Annotated in this window: 24 protein-coding genes; 11 read left to right on the top strand and 13 right to left on the bottom strand. The window is 53.8% G+C overall.

The annotated features are described in order from the left end of the window. Positions 1 to 26: 26 nt before the first annotated feature. Positions 27 to 425, bottom strand: coding sequence for a hypothetical protein (locus tag KTH07_RS16245; RefSeq protein ID WP_032619087.1), 399 nt, complete (start codon positions 423 to 425; stop codon positions 27 to 29). A 171-nt stretch (positions 426 to 596) separates the two neighbouring features. On the opposite strand from KTH07_RS16245, the gene KTH07_RS16240 reads away from it, so the two are divergent. Then, positions 597 to 2,579, top strand: a complete 1,983-nt coding sequence (locus tag KTH07_RS16240; protein WP_032619089.1) for an alkyl/aryl-sulfatase — start codon at positions 597 to 599, stop codon at positions 2,577 to 2,579. Positions 2,580 to 2,681: 102 nt separating this feature from the next. On the opposite strand, the gene KTH07_RS16235 is transcribed toward KTH07_RS16240, so the two are convergent. Both KTH07_RS16235 and KTH07_RS16230 read right to left on the bottom strand, forming a co-directional pair. After that, complete coding sequence (locus KTH07_RS16235) at positions 2,682 to 3,566, bottom strand: SDR family oxidoreductase (RefSeq protein WP_063162083.1); 885 nt, start codon at positions 3,564 to 3,566, stop codon at positions 2,682 to 2,684. A 61-nt stretch (positions 3,567 to 3,627) separates the two neighbouring features. Continuing rightward, on the bottom strand, positions 3,628 to 4,017 hold the full coding sequence (locus KTH07_RS16230; protein ID WP_003862868.1) for a YdeI family stress tolerance OB fold protein: 390 nt from the start codon (positions 4,015 to 4,017) through the stop codon (positions 3,628 to 3,630). A gap of 139 nt (positions 4,018 to 4,156) precedes the next feature. On the opposite strand from KTH07_RS16230, the gene KTH07_RS16225 reads away from it, so the two are divergent. The 4 genes from KTH07_RS16225 to KTH07_RS16210 are packed head-to-tail and all read left to right on the top strand — an operon-like array spanning position 4,157 to position 6,649. Next, complete coding sequence (locus KTH07_RS16225; protein ID WP_015571782.1) at positions 4,157 to 4,660, top strand: hypothetical protein; 504 nt, start codon at positions 4,157 to 4,159, stop codon at positions 4,658 to 4,660. Positions 4,661 to 4,669: 9 nt separating this feature from the next. Then, a complete protein-coding gene (locus KTH07_RS16220; RefSeq protein WP_006811854.1) occupies positions 4,670 to 5,116 on the top strand; it encodes a DUF421 domain-containing protein in 447 nt (148 codons plus the stop codon). Between the two features lie 11 nt (positions 5,117 to 5,127). Continuing rightward, positions 5,128 to 5,646: a 2-oxo-tetronate isomerase gene (locus KTH07_RS16215; protein WP_017382875.1), complete on the top strand. Its 519-nt coding sequence runs from the start codon at positions 5,128 to 5,130 to the stop codon at positions 5,644 to 5,646. Between the two features lie 16 nt (positions 5,647 to 5,662). Then, entirely contained in the window at positions 5,663 to 6,649 is a 987-nt protein-coding gene (locus KTH07_RS16210) for an SDR family oxidoreductase (protein ID WP_015571781.1), read from the top strand. Here KTH07_RS16210 and KTH07_RS16205 read toward each other — a convergent pair whose 3' ends face one another. The 7 genes from KTH07_RS16205 to KTH07_RS16175 all read right to left on the bottom strand — a co-directional run bounded on the left by KTH07_RS16205 (position 6,650) and on the right by KTH07_RS16175 (position 13,002). Further along, entirely contained in the window at positions 6,650 to 8,275 is a 1,626-nt protein-coding gene (locus KTH07_RS16205) for an alpha-amylase family protein (protein WP_032619093.1), read from the bottom strand. Between the two features lie 8 nt (positions 8,276 to 8,283). Then, complete coding sequence (gene cydB, locus KTH07_RS16200) at positions 8,284 to 9,294, bottom strand: cytochrome d ubiquinol oxidase subunit II (protein ID WP_032619095.1); 1,011 nt, start codon at positions 9,292 to 9,294, stop codon at positions 8,284 to 8,286. Further along, positions 9,294 to 10,697 (bottom strand): cytochrome ubiquinol oxidase subunit I, encoded by a 1,404-nt coding sequence (locus KTH07_RS16195; RefSeq protein ID WP_017382872.1) that lies wholly within the window; start codon positions 10,695 to 10,697, stop codon positions 9,294 to 9,296. Before KTH07_RS16195 ends, cydB begins: the two co-directional genes overlap by 1 nt. A gap of 70 nt (positions 10,698 to 10,767) precedes the next feature. After that, entirely contained in the window at positions 10,768 to 11,640 is an 873-nt protein-coding gene (locus tag KTH07_RS16190) for a manganese catalase family protein (RefSeq protein ID WP_015571777.1), read from the bottom strand. Positions 11,641 to 11,657: 17 nt separating this feature from the next. Then, positions 11,658 to 12,164: a ferritin-like domain-containing protein gene (locus KTH07_RS16185; protein WP_032619096.1), complete on the bottom strand. Its 507-nt coding sequence runs from the start codon at positions 12,162 to 12,164 to the stop codon at positions 11,658 to 11,660. A gap of 61 nt (positions 12,165 to 12,225) precedes the next feature. Beyond that, the gene (locus KTH07_RS16180) at positions 12,226 to 12,723 is read right to left on the bottom strand and encodes a ferritin-like domain-containing protein (RefSeq protein ID WP_003862851.1); all 498 of its coding nucleotides are present in this window, start codon (positions 12,721 to 12,723) and stop codon (positions 12,226 to 12,228) included. Positions 12,724 to 12,813: 90 nt separating this feature from the next. Further along, positions 12,814 to 13,002 (bottom strand): general stress protein, encoded by a 189-nt coding sequence (locus KTH07_RS16175; protein WP_015571775.1) that lies wholly within the window; start codon positions 13,000 to 13,002, stop codon positions 12,814 to 12,816. Between the two features lie 453 nt (positions 13,003 to 13,455). Here KTH07_RS16175 and yjdI point away from each other — a divergent pair, with 453 nt between their 5' ends. After that, on the top strand, positions 13,456 to 13,686 hold the full coding sequence (gene yjdI / locus KTH07_RS16170; RefSeq protein ID WP_015571774.1) for a 4Fe-4S mono-cluster protein YjdI: 231 nt from the start codon (positions 13,456 to 13,458) through the stop codon (positions 13,684 to 13,686). 10 nt (positions 13,687 to 13,696) lie between these two features. After that, positions 13,697 to 13,969, top strand: coding sequence for a GNAT family N-acetyltransferase (locus KTH07_RS16165; protein WP_003862848.1), 273 nt, complete (start codon positions 13,697 to 13,699; stop codon positions 13,967 to 13,969). A gap of 33 nt (positions 13,970 to 14,002) precedes the next feature. On the opposite strand, the gene KTH07_RS16160 is transcribed toward KTH07_RS16165, so the two are convergent. After that, complete coding sequence (locus tag KTH07_RS16160) at positions 14,003 to 15,232, bottom strand: amino acid permease (RefSeq protein ID WP_015571773.1); 1,230 nt, start codon at positions 15,230 to 15,232, stop codon at positions 14,003 to 14,005. Positions 15,233 to 15,348: 116 nt separating this feature from the next. After that, entirely contained in the window at positions 15,349 to 15,813 is a 465-nt protein-coding gene (locus KTH07_RS16155) for a multidrug/biocide efflux PACE transporter (protein ID WP_017382868.1), read from the bottom strand. 101 nt (positions 15,814 to 15,914) lie between these two features. Here KTH07_RS16155 and KTH07_RS16150 point away from each other — a divergent pair, with 101 nt between their 5' ends. The 3 genes from KTH07_RS16150 (at position 15,915) to KTH07_RS16140 (ending at position 19,052) form a co-directional block, all read left to right on the top strand. Continuing rightward, a complete protein-coding gene (locus KTH07_RS16150) occupies positions 15,915 to 16,781 on the top strand; it encodes a LysR family transcriptional regulator (RefSeq protein ID WP_015571771.1) in 867 nt (288 codons plus the stop codon). A gap of 92 nt (positions 16,782 to 16,873) precedes the next feature. After that, positions 16,874 to 18,052, top strand: coding sequence for an acetyl-CoA C-acetyltransferase (locus tag KTH07_RS16145; RefSeq protein ID WP_017692722.1), 1,179 nt, complete (start codon positions 16,874 to 16,876; stop codon positions 18,050 to 18,052). A gap of 316 nt (positions 18,053 to 18,368) precedes the next feature. Further along, the gene (locus KTH07_RS16140; protein WP_003862842.1) at positions 18,369 to 19,052 is read left to right on the top strand and encodes an oligogalacturonate-specific porin KdgM family protein; all 684 of its coding nucleotides are present in this window, start codon (positions 18,369 to 18,371) and stop codon (positions 19,050 to 19,052) included. A 153-nt stretch (positions 19,053 to 19,205) separates the two neighbouring features. Here KTH07_RS16140 and KTH07_RS16135 read toward each other — a convergent pair whose 3' ends face one another. Then, positions 19,206 to 20,381: an oligogalacturonate lyase family protein gene (locus KTH07_RS16135; protein ID WP_032619100.1), complete on the bottom strand. Its 1,176-nt coding sequence runs from the start codon at positions 20,379 to 20,381 to the stop codon at positions 19,206 to 19,208. 300 nt (positions 20,382 to 20,681) lie between these two features. Between KTH07_RS16135 and kduI the strand changes: the two genes are divergently transcribed. Then, positions 20,682 to 21,518, top strand: a complete 837-nt coding sequence (kduI, locus tag KTH07_RS16130) for a 5-dehydro-4-deoxy-D-glucuronate isomerase (RefSeq protein ID WP_075606814.1) — start codon at positions 20,682 to 20,684, stop codon at positions 21,516 to 21,518. Positions 21,519 to 21,551 lie beyond the last annotated feature (33 nt).

Raw genomic sequence — 21,551 nt, 5'->3', positions numbered from 1 at the left:
TGCTTATGTTGCCGGGTTTTTTATTTTCAGCTGGTGAATAACGGTTCAAGAATGATATGAATATTTTGCAGGCCCGTGACATTATTATCTTTCAGGTATTGCTGATTAACCATATCTAACTGTTCCAGTTTGGTCAGCGAGGCATAGACGCGTTGAATGTCACTGTCCGCAACAAAAATTTCTTTTGCGGTGGTGTCCTGTAGATACTGTGATTTTACGCTGCGCGTTAAGGTCTCGATCTGCTGTTTATTTTCCTGATAAAGAGACGCGATATGCGATATCTGTGCCTGCGGCGGTTTTTCCCCCGGCAACACCAGTGGAATTTGCAGATGATTAATTTTTTCAACATTGTCTGGTTGGGGAGAACTACAGGCTGTTAATGTGCTGAGGGTTAATACAGCGAAAAAGAACGGCAGGCTCTTCATCGAATCACTCCGGGGAAATAACTGGACTCAGCATTATCCCTTAAGGACGCAGTGACGAAAGAATAAACTAATTTATTTATAAACGTTATTTCCATAGGTTAAAGATAAGCCTGGTGATAGCCTCCTTTCCCCCCATGTACCACCAGCGTGAATATAACTCCTCGAGGAAGTATGAAATTTAAAACTCTCGTTAGTGCGATAGCCGTTGCTGGTCTGCTATTAGTGTCGTTGACCTCATTGCCTGTCCTGGCACAAAAGGAAGGGAAGGGAGCCACTGTCCATACGAAAGAGATGAATGATGCACTTTATGGTCAACTGCCCTTCTTTGATAAGACCGATTTCCGAAATGCGCACAAAGGCTTTATTGCCCCGCTGCCACCCGCGGTGATTAAAGGCGAAAAAGGCGCCGTTATCTGGAACCCCCAGAAATACGCTTTTATCAAAGAAGGGCAAAAAGCGCCGGATACCGTCAACCCGAGCCTGTGGCGTCAGGCGCAGCTGAATAATATTGGCGGTCTGTTTGAGGTCACGGAAGGCGTCTACCAGATCCGTAACCTCGATCTGTCGAATATGACGATTATAGAGGGCAAAGAGGGGATCACGGTTATCGATCCGCTGGTGTCTGCGGAAACGGCCAAAGCGGGCATGGATCTTTACGTTCAACATCGTGGCAAACGCCCGGTTGTTGCCGTTATTTATACCCATAGTCATGTCGATCATTATGGCGGCGTGCGTGGCGTAGTCGATGAAGCGGGAGTGATAACCGGCAAAGTGAAAGTCTATGCTCCAGCAGGTTTTATGGAAGAGGCGGTATCGGAAAATATCATGGCCGGAAATGCCATGAGCCGCCGTGCCAGTTATATCTACGGAAACCTGTTAAATGCCAATGTAAAAGGTCAGGTAGGGGCGGGTCTGGGGACGACCACCTCAGCCGGGACGGTCACGCTTATCGCGCCCACTCACGCCATTACCGAAGACGGGCAGAAAGAGATCATCGACGGTCTCACCTATGATTTTATGCTGGCGCCGGGGTCGGAAGCGCCGTCTGAAATGCTCTGGTATGTGGAAGAGAAAAAGCTGATTGAAGCAGCAGAGAACGTCACTCACACCCTGCACAATACTTACTCGCTGCGCGGGGCGAAAATACACGATCCGCTGGCATGGTCAAAATACATCAATAACGCCCTCGATCGTTGGGGGGATAAAGCGGAAATTATTATCGCGCAGCACCACTGGCCCACATGGGGTAATAAGAAAGTGGTGAAGCTGATGAAAAGCCAGCGTGATATCTACCGCTATATCAACGACCAGACGCTGAGGCTGGCGAATAAAGGGCTGACGAGGGATGAGATAGCCGCTAATTTCGCCCTGCCTTACGGGCTGGCAAAATCCTGGGCAGGCCGTGGCTATTACGGCTCGGTAAGTAACAATGTCAAAGCCACCTATGTCTACTATCTTGGCTGGTTCGACGGAAATCCGGCGACGCTCAATGAACTGCCTCCGGTCGAGGCAGCGAAAAAATATGTCGATTACATGGGCGGAGCCCGCGCGATCCTTGAAAAAGCCCGGGTTGATTATGCCCGGGGAAATTACCGCTGGGTGGCGCAGGTAGTGAGTAAAGTCGTTTTTGCCGATCCAAATAATAAGGCGGCGCGCGAACTGGAAGCGGACGCGGTTGAACAGCTGGGATACCAGGCCGAGTCAGGACCCTGGCGTAACGCCTACCTCACCGGTGCGCAGGAGTTGCGTAACGGGGTGAAGAGGATGCCGACGCCCAATACCGCCAGCCCGGATGCGGTTCGTGCCATGTCGACTGAGATGATTTTTGACTACTTCGGCGTTCACCTTAACGGCGTCAGAGCTGCGAATGCCAGAGGGATTTTTAACGTTGATCTGGGTCGCGAGGGCGGCAGGTACAAGCTGGAGCTGGAGAATGGCGTGCTGAACCATAGCGCCAACGCTCAGGCAGAAGATCCGGATGCAACCATCACGCTCAGCCGCGAAACGCTGAATAAAATCATCCTCAAAGAGACCACGTTGAAAAAGGCGCAACAGGCAGGAGAGGTGACGATCGTCGGCAATGCCGCGAAGGTAAACGAAATGCTGCGCTGCATGGAGAGCTTCAGCTTCTGGTTTCCTGTCGTCACCCCTTAAACGTAAAAAAGGCTGCTTTCGCAGCCCTTTAGCTTTCGCCTGCAACAATTTGCCGGGTGGCAGCTTCGCCTTACCCGGCCTACACTCTGCGCGCCTTGAGCGCTAGATGACGCCATCCCCGCCGTCTGAACACCACACCTGCCCGGAGGTGTATGAACACTCATCCGAGGCCAGGGTGACATACAGCGGTGCGATCTCCACGGGCTGTCCCGGGCGTCCCAGAGGGGTACTCTCGCCAAAATGTTTCACTTTTTCCTGTGGCTGCCCACCGCTGGGCTGAAGCACGGTCCAGTAAGGTCCCGGCGCTACCGCGTTCACGCGGATCCCCTTCGGTCCCAGCTGTTTCGCCAGCGCTTTGGTGAACACCGCCAGACAGGCTTTGGTCTGCGCATAGTCAAGCAGTACGGCGCTCGGTTTCACCGCCTGTACAGATGAGGTGTTAATGATGGAGGCGGGGGCTTTCATGTGGCGCAACGCCGCCTTTGTGATCCAGAAAGGCGCATAGACGTTGGTCTTAAAGGTCGCGTCAAAATCTTCCGTGGTCAGTTCTTCCAGCGACTCACGGTACTGCTGGCGGCCTGCGTTATTCACCAGGATATCCAGCCCGCCCAGTTTTGAGACGGCCTGCTCCACAAGGCTCTGACAAAAAGTTTCGTCCCGCACATCGCCCTGAAGCGCGACGGCATTCCGTCCTTCCGCTTTAATCAGGGCGATGACTTCCGCTGCGTCTTCTTCCTCTTCCGGCAAATAGTTAATCGCGACATCTGCCCCTTCGCGGGCATAGGCAATGGCTACCGCGCGTCCTATGCCGGAATCGCCCCCGGTAATTAGCGCCTTCTTACCGGCAAGACGACCATGCCCCTTGTAGCTCTTCTCGCCGTGGTCGGGTACGGGTTCCATCTCTGAGGCCAGGCCCGGTGGCGTCTGAGGCTGCTCCGGGAAAGGTGGCGTTGGGTAAGCGTTCGTACGTTGTTCATTATCACTCATAGCTAACTCCTTGTTAGGGGTGAGATTTGATGGATAGTTACAGCGTTAACGCTTCGCTGAATTATTTTTGCAAGTGGCTGACCCGCACTACGGGTGGGGATGATTTTTTATCGAGCGAGCCGCTAATACTGATCATGTTGTCAGGTTCCACGGTTCTGTCGTCAAATACGGCTTTCGGGATAATAACGTCGATTTTCCCGGTTTTATCCTGGAAAACGTATTTATCGCCATTGCCATCAATAAGATTGCCGCGCAATGAAATAGAGGCACCATCATGCATCTCTTTGGCCTGAGTAATGGTCATAATGCGCGCATCATCGGTACCACGATAACCGCTGTCCAGCGCATGCGGCGGTGGCGGCGCGTCACCCTTTTGTAACCCGCCGTTATTATCTGCCCATGCAGTAGGGATAATTAATATTAACAAGGCTGAAATCACTGATAATTTCATCTGATATCCTTCATTTTGGATGTCTTGACTTATTAAGTATTGTTGCTATTCCTTTATGTGGCAAATGTGATAAGTCTTAAAAGCATTTGCACAGGAAAATCATAAATTTCGGCAATTAAGCGAAACGGTGACCACAGCCATGGAACCAAAAAATGAAAAAGTGCCTGGGATAAAAGAGAGTAGCCGTTTACTGACGTTTGAGTATGCATTTCGCCAGGTGGGTTTTATTGTGCTGTTAGCTATTATCGTGGCCGCGATAGCCGGCCTGTTTTCCAGCGGCGCGGTCAGCGACGTGGAGAAAACAAACGAAGCAAAATCCCTGACCCTGAGCTATGAGCGCTTCGGTCGCCGCCAGACCGAATCGCGGATGGCACTGACGTTTCCGGTGACGTCTGAGGGGAAATATACCCTCAGCATGACCAGCGAAAGCAGCGACGCATATGAGCCCGGCAGCGTCTGGCCACAGCCGGACAGCATGTACAGCCGGGGGAATACCCTGTTTCTCGTCTACGATCGTTTACAACAGACCGATAAATTTACCGTTTTGTTATTCATCACGCCGTCAAAAGCAGGGAAGTGGACAAACAGTATCCGCGTAAACAACGAGCCAGATATCCATTTCTGGCAGTTTATTTACCCCTAGGAGTCGAATATGGACATGGTTTTTCGTGCCCTGGCAATTTACCTGTTTCTGGTCATTGTGTTTAAAGTTGCCGGGCGACGCGCTCTGCTACAAATGACCAGTTTTGACCTTATTTTGCTCTTAATTATCAGCGAGGCGACACAACAGGCGCTGCTTGGCGAAGATTTCTCCGTCACCGGAGCAATGATTACAATAACGACGCTGGTGGTTGTGGATATTATTTTTGGCCTACTGAAAAAATATTTTTCCACTGTTGAGAATATTCTTGATGGCACGCCGGTGATATTGGTGGAGAACGGTGTTCCCCTTGCCGATAAACTGAAAAAGGTCGATGTATCCTGTGATGACATATTGGTATCAGCCCGCCAGAATCACGGTATTACAGAATTGAAGGAGATTAAATACGCTATTCTTGAGCGTAATGGTCATATTTCTATTATTCCTGACGAAAATTAAGGGGCAACGCGATGAGCAACCTTATTCACGACAGCAACAGCACCATCAGCGAGCTGACGAAAAAGCTCGCCACTCAGCTTACGGACAGAGGTTTGCGGTTAACCACCGCAGAGTCCTGTACCGGCGGCAATCTCGCGGTTGCGCTTTGTGCCGAAGAGAACACGGCGGAATTTTATGACGTTGGCATGGTGGTGTTCAGCGATGCGGCGAAGGAGAGGATCCTCGGCGTGCGGCACGAAACCATTGAGCGCTTCACCGCCGTCAGTGAACAAACGGTGACCGAGATGGCCGCTAAAATTCGCGAAATTGCCGAGGCGGATATCGGCCTTGCCATCAGCGGCTATGCGGGACCGGAAGGCGGAGACGATGGCACCGCAGCCGGTACGGTCTGCTTCGGCTGGAATATTCGCGGAAAGACGGAAACCCGCACCGTGCTGTTTTCCGGTGAATGTCAGGATGTGGTGGATAAAGCGGTGCGTTATTCCCTGTCTGAACTGATCGAAATCCTCTCCGGCTGGGATAACGTCTGAAACAAGGGGAAAGGCTATGGCTGTGATCGTTATTACCGGCGGTACGGCGGGCGTGGGGAAAGCCACGGCGCTGCACTTTGCCAAAGCGGGCTACGATGTGGGCATCATTGCCCGCGACGAGCAGAGCCTGCGCTCCACAGAAGAGGAGTTGCGCCGTTTTGGGATCAACGCCCGTGCCGTTCAGGCCGACGTGGCCGACAGCAAGGCGGTGACCGATGCTGCTAACGAGATTGAATACCGGCTTGGGGCCATCGATGTCTGGGTGAATAACGCTATGGGCGGGATGCTGGCGCCGTTTCGCACCATGTCCCCGGAGGAGTTTCGCCGCGTCACCGAGGTGACCTATCTGGGCTATGTTAACGGCACCCGCGCCGCGCTGGAGTTAATGACCCCACGCGATCGCGGAACGATTATTCAGGTTGGCTCCGCGCTGGCCTACCGTTCCATTCCCTTGCAGTCAGCCTACTGCGGGGCGAAAGCCGCGATCCGCGGATTTACCGATGCCGTGCGCACCGAACTGATGCATGAAAACAGCCGGGTGCAGATCGCAATGGTACAGATGCCAGGCCTCAATACGCCGCAGTTCGAGTGGGCGAGGAATAAATTTGCCTGGGCGATGCGCCCGGTTCCTCCCGTTTTTCAGCCGGAAGTAGCTGCCAGCGCTATTTTTAAGGTGGCGCAGAAACCGGTGCGGGAACTGTGGGTGGGCAGCAGCACCGTCCAGTCGATTGTCGGGCAATTTCTTTTCCCCGGCTTTCTGGATCGGCTGATGGTTAAAAAGGCCTGGGAAGGGCAGATGACCGATACGTTAAATGCGGATGACCGTCAGGACTATCTGGATCAGCCGGTCAACGACCTGCATAAAATCCACGGGCACTTCACCGACGAAGCAAAAGAGCGCGCTATCAGCGTCACCTCCGGCATGCCGGGGAAAGTGCTGCTCGGCTCCCTTGCCGTCACGGGCGCGATCGTGGCCCGTCTGCTGCTCTCGCGGAGACGATAATCAGCGCAGTGCGGTACGATCGGTCCAGAACCAGCGGTAGCCATAGCCGCTGAGGTTAAGCGCGACGGTTTTGCCGCACACCAGCGCGTCGTCGTAGCGTTTGTCCGCCAGGCAGGCGGTCCAGGTCGCATGCCGGATCCCTCTGGCGGTAAAATTAACGGGCTTATCGCTGAAGTTAACGAAGGTCAGAATGCTGCGCGTGTCGGTTTCGTAATAGATCCCCAGTACCGCATCGCTGTCGATATTAATAAGACGAAACGGCGCGACGCCGATCTCAGGGAACTCCGAGCGCGTATTGGCGATATCGATAATGCAGTGCAGGAGTGAGTTGCGGTGCAACAGCGAATCCGCCACGTTGATTTTTTGATAGCGGTACGGGCCGTGGTCAATCATCGGGGCGACAAAAGTTTCCGGGTCGGCATCTGAGAAACCGCCGCCTTGCGATCCGGCCCACTGCATCGGGGTGCGTACGGCGTAACGCTCCTCAAGATCCAAATCATCCCCCATGCCAATCTCATCCCCGTAGCGCATGACCGGTACGCCCGGTAGCGAAAACAAGACCGCATGGCAAAAGGCCAGCCGCTTTCGATCGCCATTAAGCATCGGCGCCAGACGGCGGCGGATACCTCGCTGATACACACTCATCTCTTCGTCAGGGGCAAAGGTATCGATGACGGTCTGCTTCGCTTTTTTTCCTATCCCTTCCAGATCCAGCTCATCATGATTGCGCAGCCAGTTGGCGAAGCAGCAGGAGTCCGGCGGCACAATCATCTTCTTCACCGCGTTGCGCAGCGGTCGTGCGCTCTTCTCTGCCAGGCTGACGTAAAAGTACTTATTGAGCCAGAAATTCAGCACCAGGTTGAGCCGGTCGTTCTGACCAAAATAATCTTTGTAGGCCTCGACCTCCACGTCGACTTCGCCGAGCAGGATCGCGTCCGGGTTACGCTGCCCGATAAGACGGCGCAGATGCTCCAGGATCCACAGGCCGCGTTTTTCATCCCCACGTCCGGCCTGTTTTGTCAGGTGCGATGCCGCATCCAGGCGAAAGCCCGACACCCCGAGCTTTAGCCAGAAGATGATGATGTTCTCAATCTCCTTTAGCACCGCAGGGGAGGCCAGATTGAGATCCGGCTCGTGGTGATAAAACATATGCCGGTAGTATTGCCCCGCCTCGTCGTCCCATGTCCAGATGCTCTTCTCCACGCCGGGGAACATCGGTGGCGTATCGTCGTCGTCCGTGTCGGACCACAGGTAATAGTCACGGTAGGGTGACTGGGGGTTGCGGCGGGCCTGTTGAAACCAGGGATGCGCATCCGAGGTATGCTGGATCAGCAGCTCAATAATGACCTGCATCCCCAGCTCCCGCGCCTGTTCAATAAAGGCGATGATATCGTTGAGCTTGCCGAAGCGGGGATCGACCTGCAAATGGTCGATCACGTCATAACCTTCATCGAGAAAAGGCGTGAGGTAAAACGGGGTGATCCAGATAACCGTCGCGCCCATCCGGCGGATGTAGCGCAGCTTCGCGGTGATTCCGGCGATGTCGCCACAGCCATCGCCGTTAAGATCGTAAAACAGGGCGGTATCAATCTGGTAAATAATGGCGCGTGTATGCCAGCCTGCCATAGCAATCCTTAATGATAACCTTCGGTATCAGACACTTTGCCCCGGAAGACGTAGTAGCTCCAGGCGGTATAAACCAGGATCACCGGGATGATTAACAGTGTACCAATCAGCATAAACAGCTGGCTGGCAGGCGGCGCGGCGGCTTCCCACAGGGTGATGTGCGGCGGAATAATGTGTGGCCACAGGCTGATGCCCAGGCCGCTAAAGCCGAGGAAGATCAGGCCCAGCGTTAACAGGAACGGACGGGCATGGCTGTCGGGATTGCGCGTCAGCCGCCAGATCCACAGGCTGAATACCGCCACCAGAACCGGAACTGGCAGGAACCAGAAGAAGTTAGGCAGAGTAAACCAGCGCTCGGCGACAAACTGCCAGCCGAGCGGGGTCCAGATACTTACCACCGCAATAACGGCAATCAGCGCCAGCAGCACGTGGCGGGTCAGCTCGCGCATCCGATATTGCAGCGCGCCTTCGCTTTTCATGATCAGCCACGTGGTAGCCAGCAGGGTATAGGCGACAATTAAGCCCAGCCCGCAGAACAGATTAAACGGGGTGAACCAGTCCAGCGAGGAGCCCACAAAGCGACGCCCTTCCACGTCAAAGCCGTTGATCATCGCGCCAACCACGATCCCCTGGCTGAAGGTTGCCAGCAGGGAACCGCCGGCAAAGGAGTAGTCCCAGAATTTGCGGTGTGAAGGGGTCGCCTTAAAGCGAAACTCAAACGCCACGCCGCGGAAAATAAGCCCGATCAGCATGGCCGTCAGCGGGATGGTCAGGGCATCGATTATTACCGCGTAGGCCAGCGGAAACGCGCCGAACAACCCTGCGCCGCCGAGGACCAGCCAGGTTTCATTTCCGTCCCAGACCGGGGCGACGCTGTTCACCATCACGTCGCGCTCTTTGGCATCGCCCACAAAGCTGAACAGCATGCCGATACCGAGATCGAAACCGTCCATGATGATGTACATCAGCGTGGCGAAGACAATAATGGCAAACCAGATGACCGGGATATCGACGCCCATCAGATCTTCTCCTCTTCCGGAACAGACTCGGCGGCGGACAGCGGACGGGCAGGGGTGCCCGATGTATTAGACGTTAGCGTGCCCACAGGCTGCGGACCTTTCTTAATCAACCGGGCGAGATACACATAACCCACGCCAAATACCGAACAGTAGACCACGATAAAGGCCAGCAGGCTGATGCTCATCTGCAACGTACTGTGCAGAGACACCGCATCTATCGTGCGCAGATAGCCGTAAACGACCCACGGCTGGCGGCCCACTTCGGTGGTGACCCACCCGGCGAGCAGCGCGAGCAGTCCGGCAGGCCCCATACAGAGGGCAAACCAGTGGAATGGCCGCGAGTGATAGAGTCGACGGCGATAGCGCAGCCAGACGCTCAGCACGCCAAGGGTAATCATCAGCAGCCCCATGCCGACCATAATGCGGAAGGACCAGAAGACGATGAGCGAGTTAGGGCGGTCCTCTTTCGGGAAATCCTTCAGCGCCGGGACCTGTTTATCCAGGCTGTGCGTCAGGATCAGGCTGCCGAGCGCGGGAATTTCAAGCCCGTATTTGGTGCGCTCCTCTTCCATATCCGGTACGCCAAACAGCAGCAGCGGGGTGGCCTCGCCGGGCGGGTTTTCCCAGTGGCCTTCAATCGCGGCGATTTTGGCAGGCTGGTGCTCAAGCGTATTCAGGCCGTGCATATCCCCAACCACGGCCTGAATGGGCGCGACCAGCAGCGCCATCCACATGGCCATGGAGAACATTGTGCGAATAGCGGGCGTATCGTTACCGCGCAGCAGATGCCATGCCCCGGACGCGCCCACAAACAAGGCGCTGCACAGGAAGGCGGCGATGGACATATGGATCAGGCGGTAAGGGAATGAGGGGTTAAAGATAATGGCCAGCCAGTCTTCGGGAATGACCTGACCGTTCTGAATACTGAAGCCCTGCGGGGTGTGCATCCAGCTGTTGGAGGCGAGGATCCAGAAAGTGGACATCAGCGTGCCCAGCGCCACCATGCAGGTGGCAAAGAAGTGCAGGCCGGGGCCGACCTTGTTCCAGCCGAACAGCATCACGCCTAAGAAACCAGCTTCCAGGAAGAAGGCGGTTAGTACTTCATAGGTGAGCAGAGGGCCGGTTATGCTGCCTGCGAACTGGGAAAAGCCGCTCCAGTTAGTCCCAAACTGGTAAGCCATGACCAGCCCGGAAACCACGCCCATACCAAAGTTGACGGCGAAAATTTTCAGCCAGAAATGGTATAGCGAGCGCCAGACATCATTTTTGGTGCGAAGCCACATGCCTTCGAGAACCACCAGATAGCTCGCAAGCCCGATGGTGATCGCCGGGAAGAGAATATGAAAAGAGACGGTAAAGGCGAACTGTATCCTGGCCAGATGAAACGCATCAAGCTCGAACATGCTCCGTACCTCTGGAACTGATAGCGCACAAGGCATTGCCAGACAGCCTCAGGCTGCCTGGCAAAACCGGTTACGGTTTTTTCTTACCTGCGCCAAGCTCGGCACCGGTAAGCGGATCGGCATTAGGGTCGGATTTCGTGCGTGCGCACATCGCTTTGACCAGCGTTTCCTGCTCTGTAGTGAGCGTTACGCTTGCGCCGCCGTCACCGCCATCGACCGCTGGCTGAGGAGATTCCACGTAGTCGAAGTGCTTATCGCTGTTCCAGCTGCCGCGAACTTCTCCCCCCTCAGACATATTGTAGTACTTGTTGGTGTACTCTTCGATTGGCGGCAATTTACCCGGTGGGAAATTGTTACGGATCGACTGGAGTGCCTTCTCAAACGAGAGCTGGTGTGCTGCCTCACGCGTCATTAAAAACGCCAGCGCATCTTTAACACCCGGATCGTCCGTTACGTTAATAAGCCGTTCGTAGATAATTTTGGCGCGCGCCTCGGCCGCTATGTTAGAGCGCAGATCCGCGGTCGGTTCGCCAATGGTATCCACGTACGCCGCCGTCCACGGTACGCCTGCGGAGTTAGTAAGCGGAGTACCGCCGCCGTAGAGCAGGGAGGTGATATGACTGTCGTTGCCGTTCTCGGTCATGGAGCGGTACAGTTCCGCTTCATTTTCAACGCCTTCCGCCAGTTCGCCTTTCGCACCCTTATTGAGCATACCCACCAGGGTGCCGATAATTTCCAGGTGACTTAACTCCTCGGTCGCGATATCCATCAGCATATCTTTACGACCGGGATCGTCGTCGCTTAATCCTTGCGTAAAGTAACGACATGCCGCGGCAAGTTCGCCCTGTGGCCCGCCAAACTGCTCAAGCAGAAGATTGGCCAGGCCCGGATTCGGTTCGGCTACGCGTACCGTGTATTGCAGCTGTTTTACGTGTCGAAACATACATTCTCCCTATTTCGTTATTTTTTAGCTTCAACGCCGTCCGCGTCGGAGCGCAGCAGGAACTGTTCCGTCGTCTGTGGAATATGCTGGAGCAGCCAGTCTGCCATCTGGCGCTCTTCTTCCAGAATGGATTCAAGGGCTGGAATGGAGGCGGTATCGCCCGCTTGTTTGGCCGCAGCCAGCAGAGAGGTGTAGCAGGCAATTTCAAACTGCTCAAAAACGTAGCCGCTGATAGAGCCTTTAACAATTTCGTCGGAAGGGAACATGCCGCCAATGGACTGGCCGAGCGCCGCCATTTTACTCATGGAATCTTTTATGACCGAACGGGAAATATCATTGCGGTCGAGAATTTCTTCCAGCACGGTAATTTGGTGTTTAGTTTCATTAACATGTTGTTCAATTCGTACACGTAAGTCGGGATAATTATCAATACGGCTGGCCATTGATTCCAGCATGGATTCGGCTTGCTTTTCCATCGCATGGGCATCGCGTAGCCAATCATGGTAGTGTTCTACATGATTCATAATTAACTCCTGTGATTTATTTTCTGGTTAATTTTTGGTGCTGATGCTCATCAGATATTAATTATCCTTTCTGGGCTTTTTGATTAATATTACCGACAGCCAGATCGGTTAATTTGAGATCGGTTTCTTTTTCTTCTTCCAGCGTTTCGGCAAGAAGTTTAACGGCTTTTTTATAGCCTAATTGTTCAGCCAGGGTGGCTAGGGTGCCATAGCTGGCAATTTCGTAATGTTCAACTTTCTGAGCTGCGGCAATTAATGCAGCGTCACGCACTTCATTTTTCTCAGTGCTCTCAATAACTTCGTTGGCTTCTTCAATTAAGCCTTCCATCGCAACGCATTTCATGCGCTTCAGTTTGAGGCCGGATTCCTGCTCAATAATCTGATCGATACGTTCGATCTGTCCCTGCGTCTCTTCGAGGTGAGCCGTGAACGCGGCACTCAGCTTCTCGCTGGATGCGGCGCGAGCTAATTTGCTTAGCGCGCGGGTCAGCTGCTTCTCAGCGCTGTAGGTGTCGGATAACAGGTGAATAAATACATCTTCAACAGTTTTCATATTCATATTTTCGCTCCAGTGAAATAAAGGGAAGGTACTGCGAGCCGACGGGCCCGCAGCATGCTCTCGGTATATTTATAAGAGCTTTAAATAAGATCAGGAGTTATCAGATTTACGGCCTCCGCCGTGACTGCTCTGTCCCCCTTTCTTACCCGCTTCAGATGCGCGTTGCGGATCGTTTTTGAAATTACCGCCGCTGTGCTGGCCGCCTTTACGTCCAGCTTCTGATGCCTTTTCACGGTCTTCAGCGAAATTACCGGAACCACCACGATGTTGCTCTGCCATATATCAACCCTCATGTTGCGTTTATGTCAGGAGATACGATAAGTAATTCGTATCAGTTGTCGTTCAGAAATTAACATTAGTCGTTATGTGAGAAGAGTCAAATTTCTTGTCTGGGTTGTTTTGCGGTAATTTTGCAGGGAGTGAAGAAATACCGCTTCGTTACGAGTTTTAAAAACGGATGGGAAATCCATCAGTTAGATGAAAATAAATCCGGAGGTTAAGATTGCGCTTAGCTAATAATCCTAATGTGAACGTGGCGTGAATTATTACAAGAATTGACACAGCGCAAAAATATATCTTCGCAACGGGTGTTCTTGTATTCGGAATAATCCTATGAACGTGAAGAAGTCATGCGCTGAAAAGAGTGTGGCTAAACCTCGTTTTTGACGTGGTCAGGCGGATCGGGTGAGGGTATGCTTCTTTTGTCACCACAATAATTACAGAGGCAATGTCATGGATCAGGAGCTACTGGATGCGGGGTACCGGGCCTATACCGGTGAGAAAATCGATGTCTACTTCAACACCGGGATCTGCAAACACTCGGGCAACTGCGTGCGCGGCAGCGCGAAGCTGTTCGATCTGAAGCGTAAACCATGGATCGCGCCGGATGAAGTAGATGCAGAAACGGTTATGCGCGTAATTGATACCTGCCCGAGCGGTGCGCTGAAGTACCGCCAAAAATAAGCGAGGAACCATGGAAATTCTTGAAGGCCATAACAAGTTTTACGTCAACGACGCCGAAGGCAATCAGGTAGCGGAGATCGTCTTTGTCCCGACCGGCGAGCATCTGAGCATCATTGAGCACACCGATGTGGATCCGAGCCTGAAAGGGCAGGGTGTGGGTAAACAGCTGGTGGCGAAGGTGGTAGAGAAGATGCGCGGTGAGAATCGTAAAATTATCCCGCTGTGTCCATTTGCGAAGCATGAGTTTGATAATACGCGGGAGTATGACGATATTCGGGCGTAAAACAGATGCCCGGCATTGCGCCGGGCAGCATACTCAACCCACAAACATCACCGACACACACAGCACACCCACAATCAGCGTCAGCAGGTTACCGATGGAGCGGTACGGTTTTAATGACGGGATCAGGTACGTCGACAGCGTCGGCATGATGAACAGGATCATGGCGATAAGCGGACCGCTGATGGCATAAATCATTGAGATCGCATTCGGGTTGATGCAGCAGACCGCAAAGGTAATCAGCGACACGCCGAGAATCGAAATCGCGCGGTTAAAGGCGCGGCTTTTCTTCACACCCACCTGATTCAGCGACGATTTCACAATTTCCGTTGCCCCTTCAATCACGCCAAAATAGGTGCCGAGGAACGATTTCGACATCGCAATAATCGCCACGATAATGCCGGAAATGCCCAGCCATGCCGGGGACGATGGCATCATCGACAGCGCGGACAGGATCGTCACCCCTTCCTCTTTTGCCGCCACGATATACGACGGTGGAATCGAAAGCAGGCAGCTGAACACAAAGAACAGCACGCTGAGGCAGATGATCAGGTACGCCACTTTCATGATTTTTTTGCATTTACCCATCGCCTCTTCACCGTATTTCTCGCGACGGTCTACGGCGAAGGTCGAGATGATCGGAGTATGGCTAAAAGCGAAAACCATCACCGGGATCGAAATCCACACCTGGTGCAGCGTATGCTGGTCGAAGGCCATCTGGCTGGTCAGCAGCGACGGCTGCCAGCTGCCCGTCAGATACAGCGAGACAAACAGGAAATAGGCGATCAGCGGAAAGACAAGGAAACCCATCACCTTAATGGTGATGTGCCGCCCCATCAGGAAGATCAGATTCAAAATCAGCACTACGCCAAAGCTCACCAGCATCCGCATGCCGGTATCCACCGTCATCCGTTTCGCCAGCTGTTCAGTGAGTGAGTTGGTTATCGCCACCGCGTAAATCAGAACTACCACAAAGAAGGCCACAAAATAGAGTGTGGTGATCAGGTTGCCGATCTTTTTGCCGTAGTAATGCGAAACGGCACCGGTGATCCCTTCGTTGCCTTTCGTCTTCGACGACAGAATAAATTGCGCCAGCGCTTTATGCGGCCAGTAGGTTAAGGGATACGCCACAAGGGCGGTGATCAGCAGGACAATCGCGCCAGCAGAGCCGAGCTGAATGGGCAAGAACAGGGTTCCTGCGCCCACGGCAGTGCCGTAGAGGGCGAAACTCCAGAGAGTCTCTTCTTTTGACCAAATTTTCGACATTAGAGCAACGTATCAACTATAAAACGAACAAAAAGGAGTGCAATTTACCATAATTATGCGTTGAGGTCGCCGTTGCTTCACAGGGGGTGGGCCGGAGCAGGTCTCCGGCCGGAAGGTTATTCGCTTGCCAGGGCGCGTCGTTGCTGGCGGCGCTTGATGATTTTCTCCCGCAGGGTGTCGTACGCCCAGTTGTAGAGCATGGTGTACGGCAGGAAGAACAGAAAGAAACCAATTTCCAGGGTAAAAGCCTGGAGCAGCGTCACGCCCAGCACGGCGGCAACGATGGTTACGCCAATCACAATAAAGCCGCATTCAAAACCCAGGGCATGCAGGGCGCGCACTTTCGCCGTGCGCTTCACCCGCTGGACGGGCCAGAAACGGTCGAAGCCAAAGTTATAGATAATGTTCCAGAGCATTGCCGTGGTCGCCAGAATAATGGTGAGCCCCCCCATTTCAACCACCGAGCGCTGCATTAGCCACGCGGCCGTCGGGGCGAGGATCGCCGTAGCAATGCCTTCAAAACAGACGGCATGGAAGATCCGCTCCGGCAATTTACGTTGGAGTGCATCCTGATATTGCATATTTACCTCATATAGACGCCAGTATGGGCGTTGATGCCGCCTATTCTTATCGTTTAAGGTGATATATAAAAGATGGTATCCATCGATAAAGTAGATACATCATGCGTTACTCTCCCGAAGCACTGACCGCGTTTGTTGAAACTGTCGCCGCAGGTTCGTTTTCTGCTGCGGCACGGCGGCTGCGTAAAAGCCAGTCCACCATCAGCACCTCCATTGCCAACCTTGAAGCTGACCTTGGCTTTGAGCTGTTCGATCGCTCGGCGCGTCACCCGGTATTAACCGCCCAGGGTGAACAGGTGCTGGGCTATGTCCAGTCGATACTCGCCGCCAGCGCGCGCCTGGATGAGCTGGCCGTATCGTTAACCGCGCAAACGGAGGCGCGTTTTACCTTTGTTCTCTCCGATACGCTTAACCCGGCCGTGCTGGAAGAGATGATGAGCCAGTTCGACCAGCGTTTTCCGCACACGGAATTTGAGTGCCTGATTGGAGAAGAGGAGGACGTGATCGATCTGCTGCAAAAGGAGCGGGCGCAAATTGGCCTGACGGAAGCGCGCGACAGCTACCCGACCGATATTGGCGCGACCCGTCTGCCTATGCAGACGCGGATGGCCATCTACGTTTCTGCCGGACATCCTCTGGCAGGGCAACATGAGACGCAGGCGGACGAGCTGCATGGCTGGCGCGAGCTGCGGCTGAGCACCTATCTTGAACGGGAAGCGCCCCTTTCGCGCGGGCCGGTCTGGTCTGCGCCGAATTACCTGTTACTGCTGAGCATGGCGGTACAGGGCTTTGGCTGGTGCGCGTTACCCTGCGCGCTGGTCGACGAATTTGCCGCGTCGAAATCGCTGGTGCAGCTGAACGTGCCGGGCTGGCCGAGGTCGATTGCCATCGATCTGGTATGGAACAAACGAACCCCGCCCGGCGTCGCCGGAAGCTGGCTGCGCCAGTACTTACAGGACGCACGATAATCCTGTGACTAAACTCACTAATTTTAAACATTTGCGTCAATTGTTGATAACAATCCTCTACTATCGTCATGTCATTTTGCACAGAGGTCGTGATGAAAGATGTCGTTATAGTGGGTGCGTTACGTACGGCTATCGGCTGTTTTCAGGGAGCGCTTGCGCGTCACTCTGCGGTTGATCTTGGCAGCGTGGTGGTAAGAGCGCTGGTGGAACGCAGCGGGGTTGCCGCACATGAAATTGATGAGGTGATCCTGGGCCAGGTGCTGACCGCTGGCGCGGGACAAAACCCTGCGCGCCAGGCGGCGCTGAAGGGCGGCCTGCCTAATACCGTTTCGGCAATTACCATTAACGACGTCTGTGGTTCAGGTTTGAAAGCGCTCCATCTTGCAACGCAGGCCATCCAGTGTGGTGAAGCGGATGTGGTCATTGCCGGCGGGCAGGAGAATATGAGCCGTGCCCCGCATGTCCTGACCGACAGCCGGACCGGCGCGCAGCTCGGAAACAGCCAGCTGCTTGACAGCCTGGTTCACGACGGGCTGTGGGACGCCTTCAACGACTACCATATGGGCGTAACGGCGGAAAACCTGGCGCGGGAATACGGTATCAGCCGCGAGCTTCAGGATGCATATGCCCTCAGCTCACAGCAAAAAGCGCGTGCAGCGATCGACTCCGGGCGTTTTCGCGATGAAATTGTCCCGGTCAGTACCCAGCGCCAGAACGGCGAAGCGCTCATCGTCGATACCGACGAGCAGCCGCGCACCGATGCCAGCGCAGAAGGGCTGGCAAAACTCGATCCGGCCTTTGAAACGCTCGGTTCCGTAACGGCAGGCAACGCCTCATCCATTAACGACGGTGCGGCGGCGGTGATGATGATGAGTGAAAGCAAAGCCCAGGAGCTGGCGCTGCCGGTGCTGGCGCGGATTAAAGCGTTTGCCAGCGTGGGCGTTGATCCCGCGTTAATGGGGATCGCCCCGGTCTATGCCACGCGCCGCTGCCTGGAGCGGGCGGGCTGGGAGTTGAACGATGTGGATCTGATTGAGGTCAACGAAGCTTTTGCTGCACAGGCGATCTCGGTCGGGAAAATGCTGGAATGGGATCCGCTGCGGGTCAACGTCAACGGCGGAGCCATCGCGCTGGGCCATCCCATTGGCGCCTCCGGCTGCCGCATTCTGGTGTCGCTGGTCCACGAAATGAAAAAGCGTAACGCCCGAAAAGGGATCGCAACGCTCTGTATTGGCGGGGGGCAGGGGGTGGCCCTGGCTATCGAACGGTAATTTCTCCCTCTGCGCACAGAAAACCTCCCACGGGAGGTTTTCTGTGTCCGCAGAATCCTTTTTTAACACTTATGCGTTCTTTCTGAAGCCCGCAATAATTATTGCGCGGTTAATTATTGGCTTTGTGAAGTGCTTAATGTGATCTCACGCCTGAAATTTACGGTTAATACCCTTTTTTTGTTGATGGGGTTCACGTCAATCTTTGCCAAAAAAAATGAAACAAATAATTTCGATCCTTGTCACTAAAATAACGGTGCATAAAAAATAAACTCAAGTTTCATAAAAACGAAACGTTATTTTAATTGAGGGTTTTTTCATGTTTAAGAAATCTCTGCTCCTTGCTTCCCTTATTAGTGCCTCTTTTGCGGCTAGCGCCGTTACCGTCGATCTGCGTCACGAATATATTGACAGCGGCTCGAATGCCGACCGTGTTGCCGTCTCGCACCGCTTTGATAATGGCTTTGGTTTTTCAGTCGAGGCGAAGTGGAAATCAGGCGGGGACAAGGCAGATCAGCCATTCGCGGATGTAGTGGGGAACGGTCACGAAGATCAGATTAGCTGGCGCTGGAAAGCGACAGACAATATCGCCCTGACCCCTGCGTTTACGATTGAAAGCACAGACAGTCGCACCATTTATAAACCGAATCTGCATGTGCAATATAGCTTCGATAATGGCTTCTACGTGGCTGCGCGTTACCGTTACGAATATACCCGCTACCCGTCAAGCTCAAATAAGGACGATGATAAAGTTAACCGTGGCGATGCGTGGGTCGGTTGGGTATTAGGTGACTGGCGTACCGAGCTGAACTATGTTTACGCGAAAAGTTCTGAAGGCGTGGCCCGAAATAACAATAAAGATTATTCCAACGAATATAACGCCAAGCTGGCCTACAAATGGGATAAAAACTGGGCGCCGTATGTGGAGGTGGGCAACGTGGGGGTTAAAGACACGGACGAACGCCAGACCCGGTTCCGTTTAGGCGTGGCGTACTCCTTCTGATAATTTATCTTCTTCGCTAAAACCGCCGGGTGGCGCTTCGCTTACCCGGCCTACACCTTCCTTCCACTCCGTCGTTTCGTATGTCGCGTAATCACTCAAAAAAAAGCCCTCCGAAACGGAGGGCAAGGCCAGTTACAGAAACACTAACTCAAATCAGACATGCAACATTTCAGGTTGCTCGGGGAGTTTCGCGATATAGAGGGCCGGTTTGCCGTCTTTATCGGAACTGTACAGCACCGCTTTTTCGTCCGGCGTGAAGGACGGATGCGGGTGGGTTACCTGGCGGCTGTTCGCCACCGTAGCCCATGAGGTGTCATGACGGGCGATGCGGTAACAGGCTTTCTTCGCCACGTCAAAGGCATACAGATAAGGATCGTTATCAATGGTGTAGCCGCCGGTGTCTTTCACATCGACAGGCGTACCGGAGCCGTCGCCAACCAGCAGGGTGCCGTCGACGTTGCTCATCAGGTGCGAACAGGCGGGCATATTCATTACCGCTTCATTCACGCCGGTGTCCGGGTTGAAGCGGGAGATGGTGCGCCCTTGCTGACCTTTCAGGTAAGAAACGTAGATCAGCGCGGACCCGTCCGGCACCCAAAATTCATGTGTACAGCTTTCACCTTCCGCGTGCGTTTTCACTTTCCGCACGTTGCTGCCATCTTCGTTCACCAGCCACATGCGGGCGTCGACCAGGTCGTGCGGCCCTTCATGACAGAAGGCCACGGTATTGTCATCGAACGGGCGATATATCGGATGTCCCAGCCAGATCTTCTCGTCATGAATGGTGGTGCTTTCACCCGTTTTCAGATCAACGCGCAGCAGGCGGCAGTGCGGCCCTTTGTGGAAGAAGTCGTGGAAAATTTTCCAGTCGTTGAGTGGCGTCCAGTCACGTCTGGCAATCTCAATACCCACCAGTTTGGTGCAGTCGCTGTTCGCGACCCAGGTGCCGTAGCCGACCCACTCTTCCGGTACGCGGTACACTTCGCGCTCTGCCAGCGTCTGTAAATCCACCTCCAGCAGGGTGCGATCGTTCTTCACATAGTAGAGGGATTTATCGTCCGGAGAGAGAAACCCGCCAAAGGTGTTATCGCCCGCGCCTTCGGTCAACTGTACCGCTTCGGCGTTTTTCAGATCCAACAGGTAATAGTTCCAGTGACCGTCGAACTCCCCGGCGAACAGCAGGTGGCTGCCATCGTTAAAGAAGCACTTCTGGTAAAAGTAGTTGCGATGACAGGTTACTTCCGGTGGGGTCAGGCGGGTGACTTCCACGCCTGTATCCGGATCGCGGCTGACCTCATAGCTCAGCTTGACCCGCATACCTTTAGCCATAATGCACTCCTTTGAACGCGTAATGTGGGTTGAAAACTAGGTGATAAATTATCAAAACGTTGTTTCATTATGTGTGACTGACAGCGCACTTTCTCAGTTTGATTAACCAGATTGAGGGTCTTAAAGATTTATCGTGATCGAAACACCATTTCTGGTATAAACAAGCAGAAAAAATGAAACGTTGTTTTAAATGCAATTGAAAACCCCGTGGTCAGGGGATAATATGTGTTCATCACGAAAACGGAACGTTGTTTCGTTAATTATCTTTGCCTTCGGGCACGATCAATTCTGGAGGTTTACGTGGACGTCAGACAAAGCATCCACAGTGCGCACGCTAAAACGCTGGTTACTCAGGGGCTGCGCAGTGAGTTTTTAGTTGAGCAAGTGTTCGAAGCCGACAAGTACACCATGGTCTACAGCCATATTGACCGCATTATTGTGGGCGGGATTATGCCGGTGGCGAAAACCGTCTCCGTGGGCGGTGAAGTGGGCAAACAGCTGGGCGTGAGCTACTTCCTCGAACGCCGTGAACTGGGCGTGATTAACATCGGCGGGCCGGGCACCATTACCGTTGATGGCCAGTGCTACGAAATTGGTCACCGCGACGCGCTGTACGTCGGCAAAGGGGCGAAAGAAGTGGTGTTCGCCAGCATTGATGGCAGCAAACCGGCGAAGTTTTACTACAACTGCGCCCCGGCTCATACGACTTACCCCACCAAAAAAGTCACGCCAGCGGATGTTGCCCCGGTGACCCTTGGCGATAACCTCACCAGCAATCGTCGCACCATCAACAAATACTTTGTTCCGGATGTGCTGGAAACCTGTCAGCTCAGCATGGGGCTGACCGAGCTTGCGCCGGGCAACCTGTGGAACACCATGCCGTGCCATACCCACGAGCGCCGCATGGAGGTCTACTTCTATTTCAACATGGATGAAGACGCCTGCGTGTTCCACATGATGGGACAGCCGCAGGAGACGCGCCATATCGTTATGCACAACGAGCAGGCGGTCATTTCGCCGAGCTGGTCCATCCACTCTGGTGTGGGAACGAAAGCCTATACTTTTATCTGGGGTATGGTCGGTGAAAACCAGGTCTTCGATGACATGGACCACGTCGCTGTTAAGGATCTGCGCTAGTCGCAGGCAGTTAAGTATATATCTGCCTGTTGC

This window comes from Enterobacter cloacae complex sp. ECL72 (assembly GCF_019056635.1).
GTDB lineage: Bacteria > Pseudomonadota > Gammaproteobacteria > Enterobacterales > Enterobacteriaceae > Enterobacter > Enterobacter hormaechei_C.
The sequence above is the reverse complement of the archived record's forward strand: the minus strand, read 5'-3'. Positions and strand labels throughout refer to the sequence as shown.